This window comes from Agrobacterium sp. fls2-241-TYG-188a, assembly GCF_030209845.1.
The window spans coordinates 1,148,064-1,174,382 of record NZ_JARVRD010000002.1; the positions used below are offsets into that span (position 1 = coordinate 1,148,064).

At 56.3% G+C, this 26,319-nt stretch carries 25 protein-coding genes; 21 read left to right on the plus strand and 4 right to left on the minus strand.

Going from position 1 to position 26,319, the window contains the following annotated elements; all coding sequences use genetic code 11:
- The first annotated feature begins 286 nt into the window (after window positions 1–286).
- The 7 genes from cckA (at window position 287) to QRN85_RS12325 (ending at window position 8,914) form a co-directional block, all read left to right on the plus strand.
- Window positions 287–2,881: a cell cycle histidine kinase CckA gene (cckA, locus tag QRN85_RS12295; protein ID WP_062589728.1), complete on the plus strand. Its 2,595-nt coding sequence runs from the start codon at window positions 287–289 to the stop codon at window positions 2,879–2,881.
- A 163-nt stretch (window positions 2,882–3,044) separates the two neighbouring features.
- Window positions 3,045–3,689: a helix-turn-helix transcriptional regulator gene (locus QRN85_RS12300; protein WP_062589727.1), complete on the plus strand. Its 645-nt coding sequence runs from the start codon at window positions 3,045–3,047 to the stop codon at window positions 3,687–3,689.
- 183 nt (window positions 3,690–3,872) lie between these two features.
- Window positions 3,873–4,226, plus strand: a complete 354-nt coding sequence (gene clpS / locus QRN85_RS12305; protein WP_062589726.1) for an ATP-dependent Clp protease adapter ClpS — start codon at window positions 3,873–3,875, stop codon at window positions 4,224–4,226.
- Between the two features lie 10 nt (window positions 4,227–4,236).
- The gene (gene clpA / locus QRN85_RS12310; protein WP_112963510.1) at window positions 4,237–6,735 is read left to right on the plus strand and encodes an ATP-dependent Clp protease ATP-binding subunit ClpA; all 2,499 of its coding nucleotides are present in this window, start codon (window positions 4,237–4,239) and stop codon (window positions 6,733–6,735) included.
- A 73-nt stretch (window positions 6,736–6,808) separates the two neighbouring features.
- Window positions 6,809–7,561, plus strand: coding sequence for an AzlC family ABC transporter permease (locus tag QRN85_RS12315; protein WP_113093285.1), 753 nt, complete (start codon window positions 6,809–6,811; stop codon window positions 7,559–7,561).
- The gene (locus QRN85_RS12320; protein ID WP_284758280.1) at window positions 7,558–7,905 is read left to right on the plus strand and encodes an AzlD domain-containing protein; all 348 of its coding nucleotides are present in this window, start codon (window positions 7,558–7,560) and stop codon (window positions 7,903–7,905) included. Before QRN85_RS12315 ends, QRN85_RS12320 begins: the two co-directional genes overlap by 4 nt.
- 61 nt (window positions 7,906–7,966) lie before the next feature.
- Entirely contained in the window at window positions 7,967–8,914 is a 948-nt protein-coding gene (locus QRN85_RS12325) for a phosphatase PAP2 family protein (protein WP_284758282.1), read from the plus strand.
- A 30-nt stretch (window positions 8,915–8,944) separates the two neighbouring features.
- On the opposite strand, the gene QRN85_RS12330 is transcribed toward QRN85_RS12325, so the two are convergent.
- From QRN85_RS12330 to QRN85_RS12345, 4 genes are read right to left on the minus strand one after another with little or no spacing between them, the layout of a single operon-like run.
- Window positions 8,945–9,361: an HIT family protein gene (locus QRN85_RS12330; RefSeq protein WP_062589721.1), complete on the minus strand. Its 417-nt coding sequence runs from the start codon at window positions 9,359–9,361 to the stop codon at window positions 8,945–8,947.
- Window positions 9,362–9,388: 27 nt separating this feature from the next.
- The gene (locus tag QRN85_RS12335) at window positions 9,389–10,579 is read right to left on the minus strand and encodes a GNAT family N-acetyltransferase (protein WP_284758284.1); all 1,191 of its coding nucleotides are present in this window, start codon (window positions 10,577–10,579) and stop codon (window positions 9,389–9,391) included.
- Window positions 10,576–11,316, minus strand: coding sequence for a glycerophosphodiester phosphodiesterase (locus QRN85_RS12340; protein ID WP_284758286.1), 741 nt, complete (start codon window positions 11,314–11,316; stop codon window positions 10,576–10,578). The genes QRN85_RS12335 and QRN85_RS12340 overlap by 4 nt, the downstream gene beginning before the upstream one ends.
- Entirely contained in the window at window positions 11,313–11,783 is a 471-nt protein-coding gene (locus tag QRN85_RS12345) for a RidA family protein (RefSeq protein ID WP_062589714.1), read from the minus strand. The genes QRN85_RS12340 and QRN85_RS12345 overlap by 4 nt, the downstream gene beginning before the upstream one ends.
- Window positions 11,784–11,898: 115 nt before the next feature.
- Here QRN85_RS12345 and QRN85_RS12350 point away from each other — a divergent pair, with 115 nt between their 5' ends.
- The 14 genes from QRN85_RS12350 to lpxB all read left to right on the plus strand — a co-directional run bounded on the left by QRN85_RS12350 (window position 11,899) and on the right by lpxB (window position 26,200).
- Entirely contained in the window at window positions 11,899–12,741 is an 843-nt protein-coding gene (locus QRN85_RS12350) for a cell envelope integrity EipB family protein (protein WP_284758288.1), read from the plus strand.
- Window positions 12,742–12,936: 195 nt separating this feature from the next.
- Window positions 12,937–13,704 carry a 30S ribosomal protein S2 gene (gene rpsB, locus QRN85_RS12355; protein ID WP_062589711.1) on the plus strand — a complete coding sequence of 256 codons (768 nt, stop codon included), beginning with the start codon at window positions 12,937–12,939 and terminating at the stop codon, window positions 13,702–13,704.
- 251 nt (window positions 13,705–13,955) lie between these two features.
- On the plus strand, window positions 13,956–14,882 hold the full coding sequence (gene tsf, locus QRN85_RS12360) for a translation elongation factor Ts (protein ID WP_062589709.1): 927 nt from the start codon (window positions 13,956–13,958) through the stop codon (window positions 14,880–14,882).
- Window positions 14,883–15,077: 195 nt separating this feature from the next.
- Entirely contained in the window at window positions 15,078–15,800 is a 723-nt protein-coding gene (gene pyrH, locus QRN85_RS12365; RefSeq protein WP_062589909.1) for a UMP kinase, read from the plus strand.
- 64 nt (window positions 15,801–15,864) lie between these two features.
- The gene (gene frr, locus QRN85_RS12370) at window positions 15,865–16,422 is read left to right on the plus strand and encodes a ribosome recycling factor (RefSeq protein ID WP_062589707.1); all 558 of its coding nucleotides are present in this window, start codon (window positions 15,865–15,867) and stop codon (window positions 16,420–16,422) included.
- 62 nt (window positions 16,423–16,484) lie between these two features.
- Entirely contained in the window at window positions 16,485–17,228 is a 744-nt protein-coding gene (locus QRN85_RS12375; RefSeq protein WP_113098658.1) for an isoprenyl transferase, read from the plus strand.
- Window positions 17,228–18,061 carry a phosphatidate cytidylyltransferase gene (locus QRN85_RS12380; RefSeq protein WP_284758293.1) on the plus strand — a complete coding sequence of 278 codons (834 nt, stop codon included), beginning with the start codon at window positions 17,228–17,230 and terminating at the stop codon, window positions 18,059–18,061. The genes QRN85_RS12375 and QRN85_RS12380 overlap by 1 nt, the downstream gene beginning before the upstream one ends.
- A 23-nt stretch (window positions 18,062–18,084) precedes the next feature.
- Entirely contained in the window at window positions 18,085–19,218 is a 1,134-nt protein-coding gene (gene rseP, locus QRN85_RS12385) for an RIP metalloprotease RseP (protein ID WP_062589701.1), read from the plus strand.
- Window positions 19,219–19,418: 200 nt separating this feature from the next.
- On the plus strand, window positions 19,419–21,743 hold the full coding sequence (gene bamA, locus QRN85_RS12390) for an outer membrane protein assembly factor BamA (protein WP_062589698.1): 2,325 nt from the start codon (window positions 19,419–19,421) through the stop codon (window positions 21,741–21,743).
- A 49-nt stretch (window positions 21,744–21,792) separates the two neighbouring features.
- Window positions 21,793–22,857 carry a UDP-3-O-(3-hydroxymyristoyl)glucosamine N-acyltransferase gene (lpxD, locus tag QRN85_RS12395; protein WP_284758295.1) on the plus strand — a complete coding sequence of 355 codons (1,065 nt, stop codon included), beginning with the start codon at window positions 21,793–21,795 and terminating at the stop codon, window positions 22,855–22,857.
- On the plus strand, window positions 22,850–23,317 hold the full coding sequence (gene fabZ, locus QRN85_RS12400) for a 3-hydroxyacyl-ACP dehydratase FabZ (protein ID WP_062589693.1): 468 nt from the start codon (window positions 22,850–22,852) through the stop codon (window positions 23,315–23,317). Before lpxD ends, fabZ begins: the two co-directional genes overlap by 8 nt.
- Window positions 23,314–24,126: an acyl-ACP--UDP-N-acetylglucosamine O-acyltransferase gene (gene lpxA / locus QRN85_RS12405; RefSeq protein WP_112963518.1), complete on the plus strand. Its 813-nt coding sequence runs from the start codon at window positions 23,314–23,316 to the stop codon at window positions 24,124–24,126. The genes fabZ and lpxA overlap by 4 nt, the downstream gene beginning before the upstream one ends.
- Before the next feature lie 3 nt (window positions 24,127–24,129).
- Window positions 24,130–24,990 carry an LpxI family protein gene (locus tag QRN85_RS12410; protein WP_062589689.1) on the plus strand — a complete coding sequence of 287 codons (861 nt, stop codon included), beginning with the start codon at window positions 24,130–24,132 and terminating at the stop codon, window positions 24,988–24,990.
- A gap of 1 nt (window position 24,991) precedes the next feature.
- The gene (gene lpxB, locus QRN85_RS12415; protein ID WP_284758299.1) at window positions 24,992–26,200 is read left to right on the plus strand and encodes a lipid-A-disaccharide synthase; all 1,209 of its coding nucleotides are present in this window, start codon (window positions 24,992–24,994) and stop codon (window positions 26,198–26,200) included.
- Window positions 26,201–26,319 lie beyond the last annotated feature (119 nt).

The following is a 26,319-nucleotide window of genomic DNA, read 5'->3' on the forward strand; positions in this document are numbered from 1 at the left end:
GAAAAGACGATTTTTTTGCGCCAAGCACAAGTTTTATCGACACCAGGCCACCAATTTGACCCCAGCTTTCACATTCCCGCCCGTATCCACGTGGCAAAGGTGCCACGCAAGGCCTCATATCGTGCGAAATGCAGTGCATTCGCTGTGTATTGGCAAAGGTTTATGAGGGGCGGAGCTTTTTGATATTTCACCGAATTGCTACAAGAGATAGACAAAAGCGATTCCGTCCGGAGCATTTGTCTTCGGGTTTAGAAGAATTGCCAAAACTGCAAGGGTTAGAGCCTCGATGACCAAGGTCAGCCAAGCCAGCGAAAATGATTTCCCCTTGGTGGACAGGCGCGCCCGATCCGGCACGCTCTTGCGCATACTTTTGCTAGCCCTCGTTCTCGTTGCCGCAGCCGTCGGATTCGTCTTCTTCAAGAATTCGCTCGAAAATGAAGTCGTCCTTGGCATACTCGGCGTTCTCGCAATGCTGGGGATTTTCTTTCTCGTCTCGTCCGCCATCGGCTTCATCGAGGTCATGCCGCAATCGCAGTCCGATGGCATGGCCCGCCGCTTCCTGTCGTCCCATCCGGACGGTACGCTGATTACGGATCCAAAGGGACGCCTGGTCTACGCAAACGCAACCTATTGCCAGATGACCGGCGCCAAGAAGGCAACGGATATACAGAGCCTCGAAACGCTTCTGTCGCGTGACCGGGAGTCGACGGAAGCTCTCTACCGGCTCATCAACGGATTGCGCGAAGGCAAGGACGGCTACGAAGAATTTCGTCTCTTGAAGCCTTTGAGTGCCAATACGTCTCAATCCGGACCGCACTGGTACCGCCTGAAGGCTCGCCTTCTCAAGGACGCCAATAATAACGATCTTCACGTCTTCCAGATTGCCGACATAACGACCGAGCGCGAAGATCAGGAGCGGTTTTTCCGCGAATTGCAGAACGCAATCGACTATCTCGATCACGCCCCTGCGGGCTTCTTCTCGGCAGGCAAGCGAGGCGAGGTTGTCTACCTGAACGCTACGCTTTCGGAATGGCTGGGAATCGATCTCGCACAGTTCTCACCCGGTTCGCTTACCGTGTCGGATCTCGTTGCAGGTGAGGGCATGGCTCTCATCGAATCGGTACAGCCCCATGCGGGGACTAATCGAACGGAAATGCTCGATCTCGACATGCGCCGGGTCAATGGCCAGAGCATGCCTGCAAGGCTCGTGCATCAGGTAACGGCAACACGCGATGGCGCGCCGGGGGAAAGCCGCACAATCGTTCTCATGCGCTCAAAGGGTAAGGCGAACGCCGAATCCGCATCTGCCATGCGCTTCACCCGCTTCTTCAACAATACGCCGATGGCGATTGCGTCGCTGGACGGCGAACGTCGTATTTTGCGGACCAATGCGCCGTTCCTCAAGCTGTTTTCAGGCGTCGTCGGCAGGGACGATATCGACGGCGGCGTGGTACTTGATGCCGTGCTTCTGGATAGCGACAAGCCGAAGCTTCTTGAGGCCATCGATGCTGCCAAGGACCGGCAGGGCGACATTGCCCCCTTCGACAGCCGCCACCCGACGGACGAGACGCGACACTTCCGTTTCTATGTCCATGCCGTCATCGATCAGGATGACGAGGCACCGGAGGAAGTCGCAATTGTCTACGCAATCGAGGTGACCGAGCAGAAGGCGCTCGAGACCCAGATGGCGCAGACGCAGAAGATGAATGCCGTGGGAACGCTCGCAGGCGGTATTGCGCACGACTTCAACAACGTGCTTACGGCCATCCTTCTATCTTCCGATCACCTTCTGCTGCAGGCACGTCCGGCGGATGCCAGCTTTGCCGATCTGATGGAAATCAAGCGCAACGCCAACCGCGCGGCGGTGCTCGTGCGCCAGCTTCTGGCCTTCTCGCGCAAGCAGACGATGCGGCCGGCCGTGTTGAACCTGACGGACGTCATCGGCGATCTGCGAATGCTGGTCGATCGCCTTATCTCCGGAACGAATGTGAAACTCGAGGTCGATTATGGCCGCGATCTATGGCCGGTCAAAACAGATCTTTCGCAGTTCGAACAGGTTCTCATCAATCTGTGCGTCAATGCGCGTGATGCGATGCCGCAGGGCGGCAAGATCAAGATTATCACGCGCAACATGCCCGCCGATGAGGTTGTTGCGCTCGGCCGTTCCGATCTTCCTTCCGAAGATCTGGTCATGATTGAGGTTGCCGATACGGGCACAGGTATTCCGCCCGAAATCATGGACAAGATTTTCGAGCCCTTCTTCACGACAAAGGAAGTCGGCAAGGGAACCGGTCTTGGCCTTTCGATGGTCTACGGCATCGTCAAGCAGTCGGGCGGCTATATCTACCCGGACTCTGAAGTTGGCCGGGGGACGGCTTTTCGCATATTCCTGCCGCGCCACATCATCGAAGTCGCACCGCCGCTGGAAGGCGAGGCCGCGCAGGCTGCCTCCGATGCTGCCGCTGCAAAAGAAGTGGCGAAAGAAGAACCGCTAGACCTGACCGGAAAATCCGCCGTCGTTCTTCTCGTCGAAGATGAGGAAGCCGTTCGTCGCGGTGGAAAGCGTATGCTGGAGACCCGTGGATACACCGTCCACGAGGCTGGTTCCGGTACGGAGGCGCTGGAGGTGCTGGAGGAACTCGAAGGTAAGGTCGACATCGTCGTATCCGATGTCGTCATGCCTGAGATGGATGGACCTTCTCTGCTGCGGGAGCTTCGCAAGACCTATCCAGACATGAAGTTCATTTTCGTGTCCGGCTATGCGGAAGATGCCTTTGCCAAAAATCTTCCCGCCGATGCCAAGTTCGGCTTCTTGCCGAAGCCTTTTTCACTGAAGCAGCTTGCCGTCGCCGTGCGGGAAATGCTGGATGATGAAAATTGATAGGCTCTTCTTGAACGACTGAATTTCACTGTTCAGAATGTTCTGGTAACCTCCCGGGCGTATCATCGGCGGAATGGTGAATTCTCCTTTTCGGTAGAGGCGCAAAATTTCCAGGGACCTGATCAGCAGGATTAGAGTTGCGAAAACGCTGGATGAAGTCGGCGTGGTCCTATCCGACATTCAGGCGTCCTTTGGCTTTCGCTGCTATTATGTCCTCGACATGTCGCGTCTTGAGGAGGCAGAGCCGGTGTCGGCGCTGTTCCCATTCAATATAGACGCATCGCTCATCTTCATGCTGGAAGAGGGTCTTTCCGGCTTTGCCACGCGGCTCTTGATGCAGAAGCCAGGAACTCTTGGCCCGCTGCGCTGGGATATGGAAGAACTGGAGGAGCAATGTGTATTGGCAACCGCGGTTGTGGCCGCGTTCCGCGCGCATTCGCACATCAGAGGCGTCAGCTTTCCGGCTTTGGGCATTTCCGGTGCGCCGCGCCTTATCGGTTTTGCGGGTGACAGGCCGCATCTGGATGTGGACGAGGTCGAGCGACTCAATGTCTTCATGGTTCATGCGCATGAGCAGCTTGCTCTCATTGGGCACGCCCGCACCGAGGCGCTGCAGCCCCTGACGGATCTGGAGCGGCAGATTCTCCTGATGGCCGCCGAGGGTGAAAGTCTGGAGGCTATTGGCGCAAAGGTCGCGCTTTCCAGCAGAACGATCAAATACATCATGGACTCGATCTGCAGAAAAATGGAGGTCGCCAATATCGAACATGCTGTTGCGGTATCGCTGCGGAGACGACTGGACCTCTAGGCTTACCGCCAATGCCGGGGGAAGGTTTTCTCCCACACTTTTGGTGCTCGCGAACGGATTAGTGATTGCAGTGCGTTGCAGGGGGCTTAAAATCACTGACGAACGACCTAAATAAAGGTGAGCGAAATTCCTGCTCGCAACCCTGAAAGACCGGTGCGAGTGCGATCTGGAGAATGATGAAAGATGATCGCTAAGTCGATCTACATGCAGGGCGAGGGTGAAGGGGAAGACGGCGGTGCGAACCGCGGAACGTCTGTTATTACCCGCACCAAACCAAAGACAAAAAAGCCCAATCTCTACCGTGTTCTTTTGCTGAACGACGACTATACTCCCATGGAATTCGTCATTCACATTCTGGAGCGTTTTTTCCAGAAGGACAGGGAAGGGGCAACCCGCATCATGTTGCATGTACACCAGCACGGTGTCGGCGAATGCGGGGTGTTTACATATGAGGTCGCAGAGACAAAAGTAAGTCAGGTCATGGATTTCGCCCGACAGCACCAGCATCCGCTGCAATGCGTCATGGAAAAGAAATGAGGATCGCAACGTGCCAACTTTTTCCCCCAGTCTAGAGAAGGCGCTGCATCAGGCATTGACCTTTGCAAATGAGCGTCACCACGAATATGCGACGCTTGAGCATCTGTTGCTGGCCCTGATCGAAGATGCAGATGCGGCCGCAGTCATGGGCGCGTGCAACGTCGATCTCGACGCCTTGCGCAAGACTGTTGTCGATTACGTCGACAACGAACTGTCAAACCTTGTCACAGGCTACGACGAGGATTCTAAACCAACCTCGGGTTTCCAGCGCGTCATCCAGAGAGCGGTCATTCATGTTCAGTCTTCCGGTCGTGAAGAAGTAACGGGCGCCAACGTCCTCGTTGCCATCTTCGCCGAACGGGAGAGCCATGCCGCCTATTTCCTGCAGGAGCAGGAGATGACACGGTACGACGCCGTCAACTATATCTCCCACGGCATTGGCAAGCGTCCCGGTACATCCCAGACACGCACACCGCGTGGCGCAGATGAGCCGGAGAATGAGGCCAAGCCCGCTCGTAATGGCTCGGAAGAAGACAGTTCCGCGCCCAAGAAGCAGCAGGAGGCGCTGAAGGCCTATTGCGTCAATCTGAATGAGAAGGCCAAGGGCGGCAAGATCGATCCATTGATCGGTCGTCATGCCGAGGTCAACCGTACCATTCAGGTTCTTTGCCGTCGCTCCAAGAACAACCCGCTTTACGTGGGTGATCCGGGTGTTGGCAAAACCGCTATCGCTGAAGGTCTCGCAAAGCGGATCGTTGAGGGCAAGGTTCCGGAAGCGTTGAAGAACGACACGATCTTCTCGCTTGATATGGGCACGCTTCTGGCTGGTACGCGCTATCGCGGCGATTTCGAAGAGCGCCTCAAGCAGGTCGTCAAGGAGCTGGAAGATTTTCCGGGCGCTGTTCTGTTCATCGATGAAATTCATACGGTGATCGGCGCTGGTGCGACGTCCGGCGGCGCCATGGATGCTTCGAACCTCTTGAAGCCTGCCTTGTCGTCAGGCGCGATCCGTTGCATCGGCTCGACCACCTACAAGGAATATCGCCAGTTCTTCGAAAAGGACCGGGCACTCGTCCGCCGTTTCCAGAAGATCGACGTCAACGAGCCTTCGATCGAAGACGCAATCGAAATCATGAAGGGCCTCAAGCCCTATTATGAAAACTACCACCACCTGCGTTACTCGAACGAAGCGATCAAAGCGGCGGTTGAGCTTTCTGCGCGTTATATCTCTGACCGCAAGCTGCCGGACAAGGCTATCGACGTCATCGATGAGACCGGTGCAGCCCAGATGTTGCTGCCCGCTTCGAAGCGCCGCAAGCTGATCACGGAAAAAGAAATCGAAGTGACGATTGCGACGATGGCACGTATTCCTGCCAAGACGGTTTCCAAGGATGACGAGATGGTTCTCGCCAATCTTGAAAAGGAACTGCGCTCGGTCGTTTATGGTCAGGACATTGCCATCGAGGCCCTGTCTACCGCGATCAAGCTGGCACGTGCCGGCCTTCGTGAGCCGAACAAGCCGATTGGTTCCTATGTCTTTTCCGGCCCCACGGGCGTCGGCAAGACAGAGGTTGCCAAGCAGCTTGCTGCCTCGCTCGGCGTGGAAATGCTGCGTTTCGACATGTCGGAATACATGGAACGCCACACCGTCTCGCGTCTGCTCGGTGCACCTCCCGGCTATGTCGGCTTCGACCAAGGCGGTCTTCTGACCGATGGCGTCGATCAGCATCCGCATTGCGTGGTGCTGCTGGACGAGATCGAGAAGGCGCATCCTGACATCTACAACATTCTGTTGCAGGTCATGGATCACGGCTCGCTGACGGACCACAATGGCAAGAAGATCGACTTCCGCAACGTCATTCTCATCATGACGACCAATGCGGGCGCGTCGGAAATGGCAAAATCGGCAATCGGTTTCGGCTCTTCCAAGCGCACCGGCGAAGACGAAGAGGCACTCAACCGCCTGTTCACACCGGAATTCCGCAACCGTCTGGATGCGATCATTCCATTCTCGCCGCTTCCAACCGCCGTCATTCACAAGGTGGTCCAGAAGTTCGTCATGCAGCTTGAAACCCAGCTGTCCGAGCGCAATGTCACCTTCGATCTGCACGAGGACGCAATCGCGTGGCTCGCAGAGAAGGGCTACGACGAGAAAATGGGAGCGCGTCCGCTTGGTCGCGTCATTCAGGAGCACATCAAGAAGCCGCTGGCCAATGAGATCCTGTTTGGCAAACTCAAGAAGGGCGGCGTCGTCAGCGTCACCATAGGCAAGAAGGACGATGGCACCGAAAGTCTCAAGCTTGACGTTATGCCGGAAACGGCGCCCGTAAAGCCCAAGCCGGAGGCTGAACTCAAGGCCGCCAAGTCGCCCGGCAAGTCCAAGGGAAAGACGAAGACGGCAAAGGTTGAAGAGGCCGAAGTCGTTGTGGTGGAAGCCACGAAGACCGAAGAGGATGCCAAGCCCCGTCGCAAGACAAACACGGTGCCAAAGGTGCCTAAAAAGAAGTAAGTCTTCTGCCGCGCAGTCAGTATGTGCCGGGCCAAGTGCCCGGCACATTGTTATGTCGATACCGGATTGAGATATGCCCCCAGAACACGCAGTGGAGCCCCATTACCTTTGGTTCGTCAGGGGCATGAGGGGCATCTTTTCTTTGCCTGCACTCATTCTCATGACGTCATTCATCGGTTTCAGTGCGTTTGCGCTGGAATCGGGTATCACTCGCAGCGAAGCCGTGTTCATGACGCTCTCCATCTGGGCCTTGCCCGCCAAGATGATTTTGATTGGCGCGATGACGAGCGGTGCGGGGCTCGCGACCTGTTTTCTGGTGGTCACCCTGTCATCAATCCGGATGATGCCCATGGTCGCTTCTATTGTGCCGGAAATGCGCACGGCGAAGACCCCCACATGGCTTCTTCTGTTCCTGTCACACTTCGTGGCCATTACCGCATGGGTGTTCGCCACCCAGAACTTGAGCAAAGTGCCACGCGAGGCACGCGTCGCCTGGTTTGCGGGCTTTGGAATGACCCTGACTGCGGTCAGCGCGACGATTGTTGCAGTCTGTTACGGCGTCGTGGCCGCTTTTCCACCCATCATCGCTGGCATTCTGTTTTTTCTGACGCCCGTCTATTTCGTTTCGTCAATATGGGCCTCGGCCAAGCAGAGCGTAGTCAAGATCGCTTTCGTGGTCGGCATTATCGCAGGCCCGCTTTTCGCAGTCATAGAACCGGAATTCGACATCCTCTATGCGGGCCTTGGCGGAGGCACCTTGGCCTATCTCTTCGATCGTTTCTGGCTTCGCCGTGAGAAGGCGTCTGCAGGCGAGGGCGAGGCATGATGGCCGACAACTGGTGGGCACCCTATCTCTTCATCGCCATGGCCGGCTGGATCGCGACCGATATCTGGCGCTGGCTCGGCGTACTCGCCGGCAACCGTTTGAAGGAAGGGTCGGAAACTCTCAACTGGGTCAGGGCAGTTGCCACGGCTCTGGTCATGGCTGTCACAGCCAAGCTGATCGTCTTTCCCACCGGTACACTGGCGGATACACCGATGTGGTTGCGGATAGGCGCCGCGCTGATTGGCTTCGTTGTATTTCTTGCAAGTGGACAGAAAGTCTTCATAGGCGTAGCTGCGCCCTTGCTAATACTCGCAATGGGCATGGGATACTTAATGTATTATTGAGTATTTCCTGAGACCGTAGAGATGCTTTTTGAGCGTCACCCGGTCCGAATCGATAACGTCGATGATATTATTGCCGATAGAGAAACTGATATTTACGATAATAACCGCACTACTCGTTTTCGATGTTTTCTGGATTTATCAAAAGTCAATTTACCTTGATGTAGGCGGATATTTTTTCAGCGCCGTGATGGGGTTGATACCGTTGGCCCTCGGGCAGTTCTATCGGCTGAGGGGGAGGGAAGCTGGTCTTGGAGATGTACTGACCGCATCAGGTCTCTACATCCTCTTCACCATCGCGGCCTCTGTCTTCAACTACATGTTTCTACCAATCAGCTTCGAACCAATCGACGAAATGCTCATGCGTGCCGATAACGCCTTGGGCTACAGCTGGCCAGACATTGTGACGTGGATTTCTCAATACCCGCTGGTGGGTACGGCTCTGCATTACGTCTATCTAACGTCACTGCCGCAACTGCTTGTCACGATCATCGTTCTGGGATTTACAGGCAAACGGCGAGCACTGCATTGGTTTCTTCTCACGGGAAGCATTGGCGCCTTGCTGAGCATCTGCTTCTGGATTTTCTTTCCAACCTTCGGCGCAAAAGCGTACCACGATTTAACGCCCGAAGTCATCGCCGCCATTCCTCTGGCCGTGGATCCGGCCTACGGGCAAGAGCTTATGCGCCTGGGGCGGGAGGGTGTCGCCTATCTTTCACCGAGGAATATTCTTGGGCTAATCGGCTTCCCGTCATTTCATATCTTCATGGCGCTGATGTCAGTCTTCTTCGTTCCAAGGAACACGTTCTTCATCGCTGTTTTCGGCACACTGAATGCGCTGATGTTACCGGCAGTCTTGATACAGGGTGGCCACCACCTCGTGGATATTTTCGGGGGCACGATCTGCTTTGCAATCACGCTCCCGATATCGCGGTATGTTGTTGAGAGGCTGGACGACAAGAAAATGCCCGCCAATCTGAAATCGAACGGCGCAGAGCTCGCCGCCGATTGAGCCTTGGGGCGGGCCGCCCTTGAGAGCACCTTAGAGTGCGGCTTTGATCTTTTCCGCCTGTGACTTCAAAAGGTCAGTATCCGCCATTGCACCGCTGTGCGGCTTCAGCGGTTCACCATCCTTGCGTGGAACGATGTGGAAGTGAAGGTGAAATACGGTCTGGCCTGCGGCTGCCTCGTTGAACTGCGCGATGTAGACACCATCCGCATCAAAAGCTTCCTTGGCGGCGACAGCCAGTTTTTGAACGACAGCAATCGTTTTGGCCAACACAGCAGGATCAGCATCCAGCAGATTGCGCGAACCGGCCTTAGGAACGACCAGCAGATGGCCCGGCGCCTGCGGCATGACATCCATGAATGCCAGAGTGTCGTCGTCCTCGTACACCTTCACCGATGGGATCTCGCCGCGCAGGATTTTAGCGAAGATGTTGTTTGTGTCGTAGGTCATGAAATGCCTCCTCGTCTGAAAACTCGCTTAATCGTCCGCCTCAGGGCGCTCGCCCTTTCGAAACGGGCTGTGCTCATCAAGATAATCGCCGATCTGCTCTACTTCATCGCGTTCCCGCTCCAAGTAGTCGGCGATGGCGCGGCGCAAGCCCGGATGTGTGATGAAATGCGCCGAATGGGTCGTCACAGGTGTGTATCCACGGGCAAGCTTGTGCTCCCCCTGTGCGCCAGCTTCAACGCGCTTCAGGCCCTTTGAAAGAGCGAAATCGATGGCCTGATGATAGCAGACCTCGAAATGAAGAAAGGGGTGATCCTCGATGCAGCCCCAGTGCCTGCCGTAGATGGCCTCTCCACCGATAAAGTTGATGGCCCCGGCAATATACCGCCCCTCGCGCCGCGCCATGACGAGGAGAATATCCTCGGCCATGCGCTCGCCAATCAAGGAATAAAAGGCGCGGGTGAGATAAGGACGGCCCCATTTGCGGCTGCCTGTATCCATATAGAATCGGTAGAACTGGTCCCAGATATCCTCGGTCAGATCGCGACCGGTCAGCCAGTCGATCTCGATCCCGTTTTCCAGCGCCGCGCGGCGTTCTTTTTTCAGGCCCTTGCGCTTGCGCGACGAGAGCGCATCCAGAAAATCCGCGTGATCCCGATATCCGTTATTTATGAAATGGAACTGCTGGTCGGCACGGGCGAGAAATCCCTCATCCGCCAACGCCTCCATATCGTCGTCGGTGGCAAAGGTAACATGCGACGAGGATACGCCGATCTTTTCCGTAACCTGCCTAAGCCCGGAGGCCAGAACCTGACGGAAAGCTGCATCATCGATGCCATTGGTCAACAGCCGCGGACCGGTTGCGGGCGTAAAGGGCACGGCACATTGCAGCTTTGGATAATAATTGCCGCCTGCACGCTCAAGCGCATCGGCCCAGCCGTGGTCAAAGACGTATTCGCCCTGGCTATGGCTTTTGAGATAGGCCGGAATGGCACCGGTCAGCCGTCCATCACCATTTTCGAGAAGCAGGTGATGACCACGCCAGCCGGTCTTGGATGTAGCAGATCCAGACTCTTCAAGTGATGAGAGAAAAGCATGAGAAATGAACGGATTATAGATTTCTTTTCGCGTGTTTTTTGAAGTTCCGGAAAGCATGTTCCAGCTTTCCGGATCAATGTCCTTGAAGGACTTTTCTACGCGAATGGAATATTCATCGCTCATGCGCCGGCTGGTACGCTTTCTCTTGGGTCGAAACCTTCGAACGTCATCTGGTCTGCATATTTATAGGTGGTCGCACGGCCGATTTCATCCCTTACCGTCCATGTAATGACAGGAATACCGAGTTTTCTTTGTGCCTCGATAAAGCTGTTCGGCAAATGTGCCCAGGCATAGGAGATGAAATCGAGGCCGATCTGCATGGCCTCGTCGTGCTTGAAAAAGTCCTCGGGCTGTGCGCCTTCCGCCGTCAATCCGATGGGCCAGGGCGAACCTGCCGCCTTCAGGTCTCGCAAAAGGTGATGATCGAAACTCATCAGGGCAACGTCGCCTTCATAACCCTCAAGCGTTTCCAGCACGGCCTCTGCAAAACCGTCATCGACACCTTCGCCATCCCGACCCTTCAGCTCAAGCACAAGCGGCACCTTGCCGCCGCAAAGGGTAAGCAGCTGCTTGAGCGTCGGAATACGATCCTTCGTCTGGCCGACCGACAAAAGGCCCAGCTCGCCCGCCGTCTTTTCCCGCACATCCCCCTTGATGCCTGTCAGCCGGGACATCTCGTGGTCGTGGAACACGACAGGCACGCTATCCGCAGCCAGCTGCAGGTCGCATTCAATGGCAAAGCCCGCTTCGATAGCGCGGGAGAAAGCCGTCAGGGTGTTTTCCCAAACGGCCTTGTTCTGATCGTGATAACCGCGATGGGCGACGGGGTTCGCGGTCAGCCAGGACAGCTTCAGTGTCATAGCTCGATTTCCACGATGGCATCGATTTCAACGGCGGCATTAAAGGGCAGGGATGCCATGCCAACCGCTGCACGCGCGTGCTTGCCTGCATCGCCGAGCACATTGGCGATCAGGTTCGATGCGCCATTGATGACGAGATGCTGCTCTGTGAACTCAGGTACGGAGGCGACGAAGCCGTTCAGCTTCAGCACACGGCGCACCTTTGAGAGGTCACCGCCGAGGGCGGCTTTGACCTGAGCGAGGATGTTGACGGCACAGAGTTCAGCAGCGCGCTGTGCCGTTGCCACATCCACATCGCGCCCGACATGGCCTGTCACCGCAATCTTGCCGGATTCCATCGGCAATTGACCCGAAATGTAGAGCAGATTGCCGCTGATGGTGAAGGGAACATAGTTTGCAGCGGGTGCTGCAGCAGCGGGCAGGGTGTAGCCCAGGTCTTTCAGGCGAGCTTCGATGGCATCCGACATTTTCGTCTCCGCTTTTGTTGTAAATCTTTCAAAAATCCGGCAGACAGATCATGATGTCCAAAAGCCGGGCTGTTGCTTGTACAATATGAGCGGTGAGTCCAACAGGAGATATTGAATGTTTGTCAGGAACCTTGCTGCTGCTTTTGCTTCCGGCGTCGTTTTCGTCTTGCCGGGTGCCGCAAGTGCCGTGCCTGCCTCAGTTCCCAATCTCATTTCCCACAGGGCTGTCTACGATCTGGAATTGAAGGATGCCTCCGACCGTTCCGGCATCGAGGGAATGACGGGCCGCATGGTCTACGAGTTCACCGGTTCCTCCTGCAAGGGCTACAAAACCGACTTTCGGTTCGTAACCCAGATCACCACCGGCGACACCGTAAGGCTGACCGACCAGCAGACGACGACCTTCGAAGATGTCGACTCCAAGAAGTTTACGTTCGAAACCAAGTCTTTCACCGACGACAAGCTGGACAAGGAAGTCACCGGTTCTGCGGAAGACGCAAACGGTGCCATGACGATCGATCTGAAAAAGCCGGACCCAAGGAAAATCGATCTCGCCGCAGGCGAGTTTCCCACCGAGCATATGTATCAGGTCATTGAGAACGCAAAGCTTGGAAAGCGCATCTTCGAATCCCGCGTTTTCGATGGCTCCGATGATGGCGACGAAAGCCTGATCACCTCAACGCTTGTCGGCAAGCAGCAGGCGCCCGCCGATGGCGACGTGGATGCAGGCAAGGCGGGTGACTTCGCCAAGACACCGTTCTGGCCTGTGACGATTGCCTATTACAATGACAAGAGCGGTACCGATTCGCTGCCAATCTACCGCATGTCGTTCAAGCTTTACGAAAACGGAATCACGCGCGATCTGACCATGGATTATGGCGACTTCGTCCTGACCGGCAAACTCGCCAAACTCGATATTCTTCAGCCGGAAAGCTGTGAAAACAAGCCGATGCGCTAAAAGGGACCTCGCGGCATTTCGTAATTTTTCGCATAATTGCTTGCTTTTCCTTGGCGCAGGCTGTATGCGGCTCACCATTCCACACGCGAAGCTTGGGATGTTCCGGGAGAAATCCGGATCGTTCCGCCCGGTGGTGCCGCCTTAAAACGGTGCTGTTTGCTTCGCGGGGGTTCAACCGGAAAAGGATAACTAGGCATGGCATTGCCCGATTTCTCTATGCGTCAGCTTCTGGAAGCTGGCGTTCACTTTGGTCACCAGACACACCGCTGGAACCCAAAGATGAAGCCGTACATCTTCGGCGACCGCAGCAACATCCACATCATCGACCTGGCACAGACAGTGCCTTTGCTGTCGCGCGCCCTTCAGGTCGTGTCTGACACGGTTGCCCGTGGCGGTCGCGTTCTGTTCGTCGGCACGAAGCGTCAGGCTTCTGAAATCATCGCAGACAGCGCGAAGCGCTCCGCTCAGTATTACGTCAACTCGCGTTGGCTCGGCGGCATGATGACCAACTGGAAGACGATTTCGAACTCGATCCAGCGCCTGCGCAAGGTCGACGAAATCCTCAACTCCGACGCTTCCGGCTACTCCAAGAAGGAGCGCCTGAACCTTGAGCGCGAACGCGAAAAGCTTGAAAAGGCTCTCGGCGGTATCCGCGATATGGGCGGCGTTCCGGACCTGATGTTCATCATCGACACCAACAAGGAAAAGATTGCGATTGAAGAAGCCAAGCGTCTTGGCATTCCAGTCGTTGCAATCATCGACAGCAACTGCGACCCGGACCAGATCGACTACCCGATCCCAGGTAACGACGACGCATCGCGCGCAATCTCGCTCTATTGCGATCTGATTGCTCGTGCAGCCATCGACGGTATCGCTCGTCAGCAGGGCGCTTCGGGCCGCGACATCGGCGCTTCCGAAGAAGCTCCGATCGAGCCTGCACTGCAGGACGAGGCTGGCGCCTGATCGTTGGCCACCGGGCGGCATTGAAGATGCCGCCTTCTCTATCAGGATCTGACAAGGCCGTTCTGGACTCAAACAAGTTCGACGGCCTTGTTTGTTTAAATCGCGCCAGCCGCATGGCATGGGCGCGATTTTGAAACTTCGTGGTGGCTGTTTCATCAGCCTGTCACAGTTCCGGGTACATTCGTTCCCAAATTCCGATTTCGGTCGGGCAGCAATCGCGCCGTGACCGACGAACCGACAAGAGGCACACAATGAGCGAAATCACAGCCGCAATGGTAAAGGAACTGCGCGAGAAGTCCGGCGCAGGCATGATGGATTGCAAAAAGGCGCTGGCTGAAACCGGCGGCGACATGGAAGCTGCAATCGACTGGCTGCGCGCCAAGGGTATCGCAAAGGCTGACAAGAAGTCCGGCCGTACGGCTGCCGAAGGTCTCGTTGGTATCGCTTCTGCCGGCCACAAGGCTGTTGTTGTTGAAATCAACTCCGAAACCGACTTCGTCGCTCGTAACGATGCCTTCCAGGATATCGTTCGCGGCGTTGCTTCCGTTGCCCTGACCACGGATGGCTCGGTTGACGCTGTTGCAGCGGCAACCTATCCGGCAACCGGCAAGACCGTTGCAGACACCATCAAGGACGCAATCGCGACCATCGGTGAAAACATGACGCTGCGTCGCTCTGCTCTGCTCGAAGTCGAGCACGGCGTTGTTGCGACCTACGTTCACAACGCTGCTGGCGACGGCATCGGCAAGCTCGGCGTTCTCGTTGCGCTGAAGTCCGAAGGCGACAAGGCTGTTCTGACATCCATCGGCCGTCAGGTTGCCATGCACATTGCTGCGACCAACCCACTTGCTATCCGCGCTGAAGAAGTTGACGCTGCCGTTGCAGAACGCGAGCGCAACGTATTCATCGAGCAGGCCCGCGAATCCGGCAAGCCAGAAGCCATCATCGAAAAGATGGTTGATGGCCGTATGCGCAAGTTCTTTGAAGAAGTTGCTCTTCTGTCGCAGGCTTTCGTCATCAACCCTGACATCACGGTTGGCGACGCTGTCAAGGAAGCCGAAAAGGAAGCTGGCGCCAAGATCGAAGTCGTCGGCATGGCTCGCCTGCTGCTCGGCGAAGGCATCGAAAAGGAAGAAAGCGACTTCGCTGCCGAAGTTGCTGCGGTCGCCAAGGGCTGATCTCTTCATCCCGTTTGGGAAAACTACGGGGCATCGCGTGACAACGCGGTGCCCTTCGTGTATCCGCGTTCCGGTATATCTCGCAATGCGTGCCAATCCTGCGGATTTGGCAGGCTTGCGATTTCTCTCTAGTTTTCGCGTGTCGTCATTGCGAACGGCCACGTGCCTTTGCGTGACATGCTTTAAGGAGTCATGATGTCTTCCAAGCCGCTTTATAAACGTGTTTTGCTCAAGGCGTCGGGCGAAGCCCTCATGGGCGATCAGGGTTTCGGGATCGACGTCGCCGTCGCTGACCGCATCGCCTCCGACATTGCCGAAGCACGGGCAATGGGCGTCGAGGTTGGCGTCGTTGTCGGTGGCGGCAACATTTTCCGTGGCGTTGCGGTAGCCTCAAAGGGCGGTGACCGCGTTACCGGCGACCACATGGGCATGCTGGCGACCGTCATCAATGCTCTGGCGCTGGCGACATCGCTGCGCAAGCTGGACATCGACACCGTCGTCCTCTCGGCCATTGCCATGCCGGAAATCTGTGAGAGCTTCTCGCAGCGCGCAACCCTGTCGCATCTGGCGCAGGGGCGGGTGGTGATTTTTGCTGGCGGCACAGGAAATCCATTCTTTACAACCGACTCTGCGGCGGCACTGCGCGCGGCCGAAATGGGCGCTGAAGCAATCTTCAAGGGCACCCAGGTGGACGGCATCTATTCCGCCGATCCCAAGAAAGATCCTCACGCCACCCGCTTTGATGAGCTGACGCATTCCGAAGTTCTGGGCAAGGGCCTTGCCGTGATGGACGTGGCCGCTGTTGCCCTGGCACGTGAGAACCACATTCCGATCATCGTTTTCTCGATCCACGAAAAGGGCGGCTTTGCGGCAATATTGACCGGTGGCGGTCGCAAGACCATCGTGCACGACAAGTAATTGACGGGGCGTTCATCCCGCGCTGTGACAGTGGCCGTAACGGCCAAATTGATGGAGTATGAAAATGAGTGGTATTGACCTCAACGATATCAAGCGCCGCATGGATGGTGCTATCAATGCGTTCAAGAGCGACATCGCCTCGCTGCGCACGGGCCGCGCGTCCGCCAACATTCTGGACCCGGTTACAGTCGACGCCTATGGTTCGCGCGTGCCGCTTTCGCAGGTCGCCAACATTACCGTGCCTGAAGCGCGTATGCTGGGCGTGAACATCTGGGACAAATCGATGGTAGGCGCGGTCGATCGTGCGATCCGCGAGTCCAACCTCGGCCTGAACCCCATCGTCGATGGCCAGAACCTTCGCATCCCTCTGCCTGAGCTTAACGAAGAGCGCCGCAAGTCGCTGGTGAAGGTCGCTCACGATTATGCGGAGAAGGCTAAGGTTGCCATCCGTCACGTTCGCCGCGATGGTATGGACGGCCTGAAAAAAGCCGAAAAGGATGGCGACATCGGCCAGGATGAGAGCCGAGCACAGTCCGACAAGGTTCAGAAAATGACGGACGACACGATTTCAGATATTGATCGCTTGCTTGCAGAGAAGGAAAAGGAAATCATGCAGGTATAACTGGCGGTCGCTCTGCTGTAAGGTTTTCATCATTGTCACGCGCTGCTTAAAACTGGATCGAGATGTCCGACATTACACGTTCCTCATTACCCGAGCATGTTGCCATCATCATGGATGGCAACGGGCGTTGGGCCAAGCAGCGCGGTCTTCCCCGCATCATGGGCCACAGACGTGGCGTCGAAGCCGTGCGCACGACCGTCAGGGCTGCGGGTGAGTGCGGCCTGAAATATCTTACCCTCTTTGCTTTTTCCTCCGAGAACTGGCGCAGGCCGGAATCAGAGGTGAGTGATCTGCTGGGCCTTCTCAAGGCCTTCATCCGTCGCGATCTGGCGGATCTGCACAAGGAAAACGTGCGGGTACGTATCATCGGTGACCGGGAAGGTCTGAAAGAGGACATCAGGAACCTGCTGCTCGAAGCCGAGCAGATGACACGCGACAACACCGCGCTTACCCTGATCATCGCTTTCAATTACGGATCTCGTGATGAAATTGCGCGCGCAGCCGCTTCTTTGGCCAGGGATGTGGCCGAGGGGAAGCTGGACGCTAGCGCGATCACGCCGGACGCGATCACAGTCAGACTGGATACGAACGGTATTCCAGATCCTGACCTGATCATCCGTACAAGCGGTGAAGAACGCCTCTCGAATTTCCTTCTTTGGCAAGCCGCCTATTCCGAGTTTATTTTTATCCCCGACTACTGGCCTGACTTTTCGCGCGATACATTTTTTGCAGCGATTGATCAGTACATGGCTCGCGATCGCAGATTTGGCGGTCTTTCCGGCCAAGTCGCTCTGGCAGGCGTCTGATGAGCCGCGAATTAAAGCTGCGGATCATTTCCGCCATTGTGCTTGCGGCAGTTATACTGGCGGCTACCTGGTATGGTGGCATGATGTTCCGCGTCGTTGCAGGCCTGCTTGCGCTGCTCATCTATTACGAATGGAGCACCATCACCAAGCTGGCGGACAGCAACCCGACAGGTTACGCGTGGGGTTGGTTTGCCGTCGCTGTCATGAGTGGAAACACCATCTTCGGGGAATCTTCGCTTGATCTGCCGCTTCTGTCCGGTTTTGCAATCACCGCAGCACTTTTCCCGGTCCTTCGTGGAAAGAACTGGTGGCTCGTCGGCGGCATCATCTATGCAGGGCTGAGTGGCATTTCTCTTGCGGCAATCCGCAGCGAAGAATTGACCGGCTTTGTTGCCACGGTGTTTATCTTCGCGATTGTCTGGGCAACGGACATTCTCGCCTATTTTGTCGGTCGTGCTGTCGGCGGTCCCAAGCTTGCTCCATCCATTTCGCCAGGTAAAACCTGGTCGGGTGCTGCCGGAGGCACGTTTTTCGGCGTGATTGCGGGTTCAACGGTGGCTGTGATCTATCATGGGCGCATCAGCATCGTCATCATCGTCCTCGCTCTCGTGCTGTCCGTTTTCAGCCAGATCGGCGACCTTTTTGAGTCCTTCATCAAACGGCGTTTCAAGGTGAAGGATTCGAGCAATCTCATCCCGGGCCATGGCGGCGTTATGGACCGGGTTGACGGTCTTGTTTTTGCCTGCTTTACCGTATTCCTCATTGCTGTCGTTCACGCGGCGATAACGGGTGATGTGCCAGGGTCTGGCGGCGGTATCGTGCCGGGGTTCTGACACAAGCGAAAGGCTGGGAAATTATGGATATGGTAACGGCAACGGTTGGGTTCTTGACCGGTTACATCGTGCCGTTCGTTCTCGTACTTTCTCTGCTCGTTTTCGTCCACGAGATGGGCCATTATCTTGTAGGTCGCTGGTGCGGCATTCGATCTACAGCTTTTTCGATCGGCTTTGGTCCGGAACTCATCGGCTTTACCGACAAGCACGGCACTCGCTGGAAGATTTCCGCGATCCCGCTCGGTGGCTACGTCAAGTTCTTCGGGGATGAGGATGTATCCAGCAAGCCTGATAGCGATGGCCTTGCTGGCCTGTCGCTGGAGGAGCGGGCCCAGACGCTTGCCGGTGCAAAGCTGTGGAAAAGAGCAGCGACCGTCGCAGCCGGCCCGATTGCCAATTTTCTCCTTGCGATCCTGATCTTTGCGGCCTTGTTCGGCACCTATGGCCGCATGATCTCAGACCCGATCGTTGCTGAGGTGCGTGAAAACAGTGCGGCGCAGACAGCTGGTATCGTGCCGGGCGACCGTCTCGTTTCCATCGATGGCGAAGCCGTCAAGACATTCGACGATGTTCGACGTTACGTGGCAGTTCGCCCAGGAACGCCGATTACAGTCACGGTGGAGCGGAACGGGCAGGAGCTCTCCTTGCCGATGGTGCCGACCCGCACCGAGACGACGGACCAGTTCGGTAACAAGATGGAGCTGGGGATCATCGGTATTGTCACCGACCAGACACGCGGCAACTTCCGCCATGTGACCTATTCTCCTACCGAGGCGCTGGTTGAGGGCGTCCGCGAGACCGGCCATGTCGTGACAGGGACGTTTGCCTATATCGGCAATCTCGTCACTGGACGCATGAATGCGGACCAGCTAGGCGGGCCGGTGAGGGTAGCACAGGCGTCAGGACAGATGGCTAGCCTCGGATTTGGTGCGGTTATACAACTTGCGGCCTTGCTTTCTGTCTCGATTGGCCTTCTCAATCTCATGCCGGTCCCGATTCTGGACGGGGGACATCTTGTGTTCTACGCTATTGAAGCGGTGAGGGGCAGGCCGTTGGGCGCAGGGGCACAGGAAGTTGCTTTCCGGATCGGATTGGCGATGATTTTCAGTTTGATGGTTTTTGCGACGTGGAATGATATCAGCAGCTTGATCGGCTAAAGAGGGGTTTTAAGCTGTTTTTTTAAGAGGGCGTTTACCTTGTTTTGAAGCCAAAGTGGCGATTGAGCCACGGTGCTTCGCGAAGTAAACAGAAATTAACGGTCGGGCTTGCTTGTAGAGGAAAAGCAGGTAAAACGACGCAGATGGCCGGAGTCGGGTTTTGCCCGCTGAGGGACAACGGGAAAAGGTAAGATTAGAAAATGAAGGCTGGTTCAAGATTTTTGAACGCGGTGTCGGCGGTTGCGCTGTCTGCTGGTGTTTCTTCGGTTGCGGCTCTGGGAGTGGTTGCTTCTTCCAGCGTGGCATATGCGGCGGTGATCAGCAGGATCGATGTTCGTGGCGCTGAGCGCTCCGGCGCGGATGCTGTACGTTCCAATATCACCATTGCTCCAGGTCGTAACTTTTCCAACGCTGATATCGATGAATCGGTAAAGCGCCTTTATGCGACCGGTTACTTTTCCAATGTCAGCATGAATGTTTCCGGCAGCACCCTGGTCGTGACGGTTAGTGAAAACAACCTCGTCAATCAGGTCGTGTTCAACGGCAACCGCAAGATCAAGGACGACAAGCTCCAGGGCATCGTCCAGACACAGTCTCTCGGCCCATACGATCAGACAATCGTTACGTCCGATATCGCCCGCATCAAGGAAGCATACGCAGCCATCGGCCGTAGCGACATTCAGGTAACAACTCAGGTCGTTCCTGTTGGTCAGGGACGTGTGAACCTCGCTTTCGTCATCAACGAAGGTGAGCGCACGAAGATTGCGCGTATCGATTTCGTCGGCAACAATGCCTACAGCGATGGCCGCCTTGCCGCTGTCATCAACACGAAGAAATCCAACATGCTGTCGTTCCTGACACGCAAGGATGTCTACAATGAGGACAAGCTGCGCGCTGATGAAGAAGCGCTGCGCCAGTTCTACTATAATCGCGGTTATGCCGACTTCCGCGTGACCGGCTCGAATGCCGTTCTCGACGAGGCAACCAACGAATACACGATCACGATCAATGTTGACGAAGGTCAGCGTTACGCATTTGGCAACGTGGGTGTTGAGTCCACAGTGCCTGGCGTCGATGGCAACGAGCTGCAGACTCTGGTCGATACGCGTCCTGGCTCCAACTACAGCGCCAAGGAAGTTCAGCAGAGCATGGAAGCGATTTCCAAGCGCGTAGCTGCCGAGGGCTATCCATTTGCTCGCGTAACGCCACGTGGCGACCGTGACATGAACGGCAACACGATTGGCGTCACCTACATCGTTGATCAGGGCGAGCGCGCATATGTCGAGCGCATCGAAATTCGCGGTAACACCCGTACGCGTGACTATGTCATCCGTCGCGAATTCGACATCAGCGAAGGCGATGCATTCAACCAGACGATCATTACAGCCGCCAAGCGTCGCCTTGAGGCACTCGGCTACTTCTCCAAGGTAAACATCGGCACATCGCAAGGCAGCGCGCCTGACCGCGTCGTGATCGTTGTTGACGTGGAAGATCAGGCAACCGGTTCGTTCGGTATCGGCGCCGGCTACTCTCAGAACGACGGTGCGCTGCTTGAAGCCTCCATCGAAGAAAAGAACTTCCTCGGTCGCGGCCAGTACATCCGTATCGCTGCTGGCGCAGGCCAGGACGATGCACGCAGCTACAACCTGTCCTTCACCGAGCCTTACTTCCTCGGCTATCGCCTTGCTGCTGGTTTCGACCTGTTCAAGAGCCAGAGCTCGAGCGAAGACTACTATGACTACGACGAGCAGGGCTTTGCGCTTCGCGTAACTGCGCCAATCACCGAAAATCTCGCGACGACGTTCAAGTACACGTACAAGCAGATTAAATACGATGGCGAAGGCGATTATCAGGCAAACCTGGCTCAGCCATATGTCGATCTTATCGATCAGAATAATGGTAAGTGGGTTCAGTCGAGCATTTCGAATACGTTGGCTTACAACACGCTTGACGACCGCAACATGCCGCGTGATGGCTGGCAGGCTGCATTGACAAACGAGTTTGCAGGGCTTGGCGGCGACTCTGAATACTACAAGATCTATGCGAAGGCTCGCTACTATCATACGCTTTCTGACGAATACGATATCATCGGTTCGTTGACGGGGCAGGCTGGTTATGTGGTTCCTACTGGCGACAACCTGCTTGTGTTTGATCAGTTCAAGATCGGTGGCCGCGTGATCCGTGGTTTCGAGAATGATGGCATTGGTCCACGTATCGGTGACGATTCGATCGGTGGCACGACCTACTTCGCTGCTTCTGCTGAAGTGACTGCTCCTATGCCAGGCGTTCCTGAAGACTTTGGTCTTCGCCTTGCCGGCTTCGTGGATGCTGGCACGCTGTATGGTAATAAGGTTGCCAACAGCAGTGGAGTGCAGGATGACAGCTCGATCCGTGCATCGGCCGGTATCGGCATCATGTGGGCATCGCCATTTGGTCCTCTGCGCGTAGACTACGCAGTGCCCTTCATGAAGGAAGACTACGACGAAGTGCAGAATTTCCGGTTTGGCATGTCCAACACTTTCTGATATCGGCAGTCCAGAACTGCAAGTTTGAACGTTCTGGAGTATCCGTTTGATGGAGTATAACGCCTTTTTTCCGCCCCATGATGGTATGCGATTGAAAGATATCGCGGACCGCCTTGGGGCGGAACTGTCTGATGAGACCGCTGGTGATCGCCTTGTGCGATCAATTGCCCCCGTTTATCGCGCAAAGTCAGATCAGCTCTGCTACATTCTTTCGCGGAAGAACCGTGAGGAATTGCTGACCTGCGAGGCGGCGGCGATCATTTGCGATGAGGCGCTCAAGGGCTTGGTGCCTACGCATATTCCTGCCCTCATTTCAAAAAATCCTCACACGGTGTTCGCGCAAGCCGGAGCGCTTCTTCACGAATCTGCGATGAAGCCATCTGCCATTCTCGATGGCGCGTCAGAGATTTCGTCGGCTGCCCATATCGACCCATCTGCGAAGCTTGAAGCGGGCGTTGTGGTGGAACCGCTTGCGGTCATCGGCGCAAACGCTCATATCGGTGCGGGTTCACGCATCGGCCCGGGCGCTATCATTGGTGCGAATGTGCAGATAGGGCGCGATTGCACGATTGCTGGTGGCGCCAGCATTCTGTCAGCATTGGTCGGCAATGGCGTTATCATCCACAACGGTGCGCGTATCGGGCAGGATGGTTTCGGTTACGCGCCCGGCCCACGCGGCATGATCAAGATTGTTCAGATCGGCCGGGTCATCATTCAGGACCATGTTGAAATTGGTGCAAACACCACAGTCGACCGTGGCACAATGGATGACACCGTTATCGGTGAAGGCACGAAGATCGACAATCAGGTGCAGATCGGACACAACGTCCGCATCGGGCGTCACTGCGGCATTGTCAGCAAGGTCGGGATTGCAGGTAGCACGCGCATTGGCGATGGCGTGATGATTGGCGGTGCCTGCGGGATCAATGGCCACATCACCATTGGGGACGGCGCACAGATCGCCGCTATGAGCGGCGTTGTCGCGGATGTGCCTGCGGGCGCGAAATACGGTGGCGTTCCCGCGAGACCGTTGAAACATTTCCTGCGTGACATGGCTGAGTTGCTTGCGCGCGCAGAAGAGCGAGACAAGAAGACAGGAGAGAAGAATGTCTGAAGAGACAAAGACGACGCTTGGCGCGGCTGACATCCTAGAGGTGATGAAGCTGCTGCCGCATCGTTATCCGTTTTTGCTGATCGACAAGATCATCGATATCGACGCCGACAATTCCGCAACCGGTATCAAGAACGTCACCGTCAACGAACCGCATTTCACAGGTCATTTCCCTGATCGCCCCATCATGCCGGGCGTTCTCATCGTGGAAGCGATGGCGCAGACAGCCGGTGCGATCTGTGCGCGCAAGCAGGGTGATGGCGGTCATCTCGTCTATTTCATGACCATTGACAATGCCCGTTTCCGCAAGCCGGTCATTCCGGGCGACAGGCTGGAAATCTACGTCGTCAAGCAGCGTCAGCGCGGCAATGTCTGGAAATTCCACTGCGATGCCAAGGTGGACGGTGTTCTGGTTGCCGAAGCAGACATCGGTGCCATGATGATCCCTGAGGATCAGCAATGAGCACAATCGCGGCCTCGGCCCAGATACATCCGATGTCATTCATCGAGGACGGCGCCGTTATCGGTGAGAATGTCGTCGTCGGTCCGTTTTGCCACGTCGGGCCAAAAGTCACTTTGCATGATGGTGTAAAGCTGGTCAGCCATGTGGTTGTTCTGGGATGCACCACCGTGGGCAAGGGAACGCAGATCTGGCCATCTGCGGTCATCGGTGGTGACTCGCAGAGCGCGCATCACAGTGCGGTCGATACGACGCTTGTGATAGGCGAGAATTGCACCATTCGTGAAGGCGTCACCATGAACACCGGCACGGTGGAACATGGCGGCACGACGATCGTCGGAAACAACAACCTGTTTCTGGCTTACGCACATGTGGCGCATGACTGCCGCCTGGGCAACAACATCATCCTCTCCAACAATGTCATGCTGGCGGGCCATGTGACGATTGAGGACCGCGCCATTCTTGGAGGCGGCTCGGCTGTTCACCAGTTCACACGCGTCGGCCGACAGGCCTTTATCGGCGGCCTTTCCGCTGTCAGCTACGATGTCATTCCCTATGGCATGTTGAATGGAAATCCGGGAATCCTGAGCGGGTTGAATATTGTTGGCATGACCCGCGCTGGCATAGAGCGCGCTGAGATGCACAAGGTTCGCCGCGCTTACAAGCAGATCTTCGAAAGCGAAGGCAATGTGCGTGCAAACGCTGCCTCCATTCGTGAGAGCTATCTGGATTGCCCACAGGCACTCGAAATCATCGATTTTATCGCCGCCGCAAATGAACGGGCGATTTCATCGCCTAATCGAGGCAAGTAATCCGTGTCACGGGGTGCGGGGCGACTGGCCATCATCGCGGGCAGCGGATTTCTCCCTTACTATGTAGCGGAGGCTGCCCGGCAGGCCGGTGAAACGCCCTTCATCATTCGCCTGAAGGATGACACAAATCTCGACTGGTCGGGATTTGAGAGCATTACCATCAGTGTCGGCGACGTCGCATCTTTGGGAAAAGCGCTTGCGGCGCAACGGATTGACCGCGTCGTGCTGTCCGGCGGCGTATCGCGGCGGCCAGAATGGCGCGAGATCCGCCCCAACCTCAAGATGATTGCCAAAATGCCGTCGATTATTCGCACCCTGCTGTCGGGGGGCGATGATACGGTTCTGCAAATGGTCATCGGCTTGATTGAAGCACAGGGAGCGCGGGTCATTGGCGCCCACGAGATAGCACCTGGGCTTCTGGCATCGACCGGCGCTTTCGGCACGCTTGCGCCCGGCGAGGATGATCGGAGGGACATCGACAGGGCCTCCAAGGCGGCGCTGGCGCTCGGCGCTCTGGATGTGGGGCAGGGCGCTGTCAGCGTCGGTGGACGCATTGTTGCTCTGGAAGGCGTGGAGGGGACCGATGGGATGCTCGCCCGCGTGGCTGCATTGCGTGCCGAAGGCAGAATTTCCAGCCGCCGAAAAGGCGTTCTCGTTAAATTATGCAAGCCGCAACAGGACATTCGTGCTGATTTGCCAACCATTGGCCCTTCGACCATAGAAAATGCGTCAAAGGCAGGGTTGGCTGGTATAGCGGTAGAGGCGGGCAGGGCGTTTGTCCTGGATCGAGAAGCCATGCTGAGGGCTGCAGATGAAGCCGGGCTTTTCGTCTGCGGCATCGATCTTGGCGTAACGGGAGGTTGATGTGGCGGAAGGCGTTCTGAAACTGGCCGTAATTGCCGGAGAGGTCTCTGGAGACCTTCTGGGTGCCGACCTCGTTAAAGCCCTCAAACTGCAATATCTCGGGCGGATAGAGTTGATGGGTGTTGGAGGTGAAGCTCTGACAGCCGAGGGCCTGAACTCACTTTTCGATTATTCCGAGCTTTCGATCATGGGTTTTACCCAGGTCATCAAGAAGCTGCCGCAGCTTTTGGCGAGGATCCGGGAAACTGCGGATGCCATCATCGCGGGCAGGCCGGATGTACTCTTGATTATCGACAGTCCGGATTTCACGCACCGTGTTGCCAAACGCGTCCGCAAGGCGTTGCCGGATCTGACAGTCATAAACTACGTCTGCCCCAGCGTATGGGCATGGAAGGAAAAGCGTGCGCCTGCAATGCTTTCCTATGTCGACCATGTGCTTGCCCTCTTGCCCTTCGAACCGGATGCCATGCAGCGTCTTGGCGGACCTCCCACAACCTTTGTCGGACACCGCCTGAGCGTGGACGCAAACGTTTTGGCGGCAAGGGAACAGCGTGCCGCGCGCGCGCTCCCGCAGACGGGCGAACAACGCACCATTCTTCTGCTTCCCGGTTCTCGCTCAACGGAAACAACGCGTTTGATGGAGCCCTTCAGGGACACCGCTGCGGCATTTGTCGAGCGAAATGGCCCTACACGCTTCGTACTTCCAACTGTTCCTCGGCAGGAGGCGCGCATTCGTGAACTCGCGGCGTCATGGCCCGAGCATATCCGTCCGCAGATCGGTACGGATGCGGCATTCAAGTGGCGATCTTTTGCTGAAGCGGACGCGGCAATCGCAGCTTCCGGTACCGTCATTCTCGAACTCGCGCTCGCCAACGTACCGGTCGTGTCCGTCTACAAAACCGACTGGATTTTCACCATGCTGAGCAAGCGTGTGAAAACCTGGACAGGTGCATTACCCAATCTCATTGCCGATTACGTGATTGTGCCTGAATATTTCAATGAAGTGGTCAGGGCAGGGTCCATGCTGCGGTGGATCGAGCGCCTGTCGTCCGATACGCTGCAACGGCGCGCTATGCTTGAAGGCTTCGCCTGCGTTCAGGATCGCCTGCGCACGCCGCGCCCCCCGGGCGAAACTGGCGCGGAAATTCTGCTTGCGGTTTACCAGCAGAAGTCAGTGCGCGGCGGCCACCCGATAAACGGCACAGCATAAAATCTAATCGCTGACGAAATTCGCCGCTGGCTAAAAATTAATCAGCCCGCTTTGTGCGACCTATTTCTATGCATGATTTGATTGGCATTGCAGCCAGTCGGTAAAGTGGCACGCAAGTT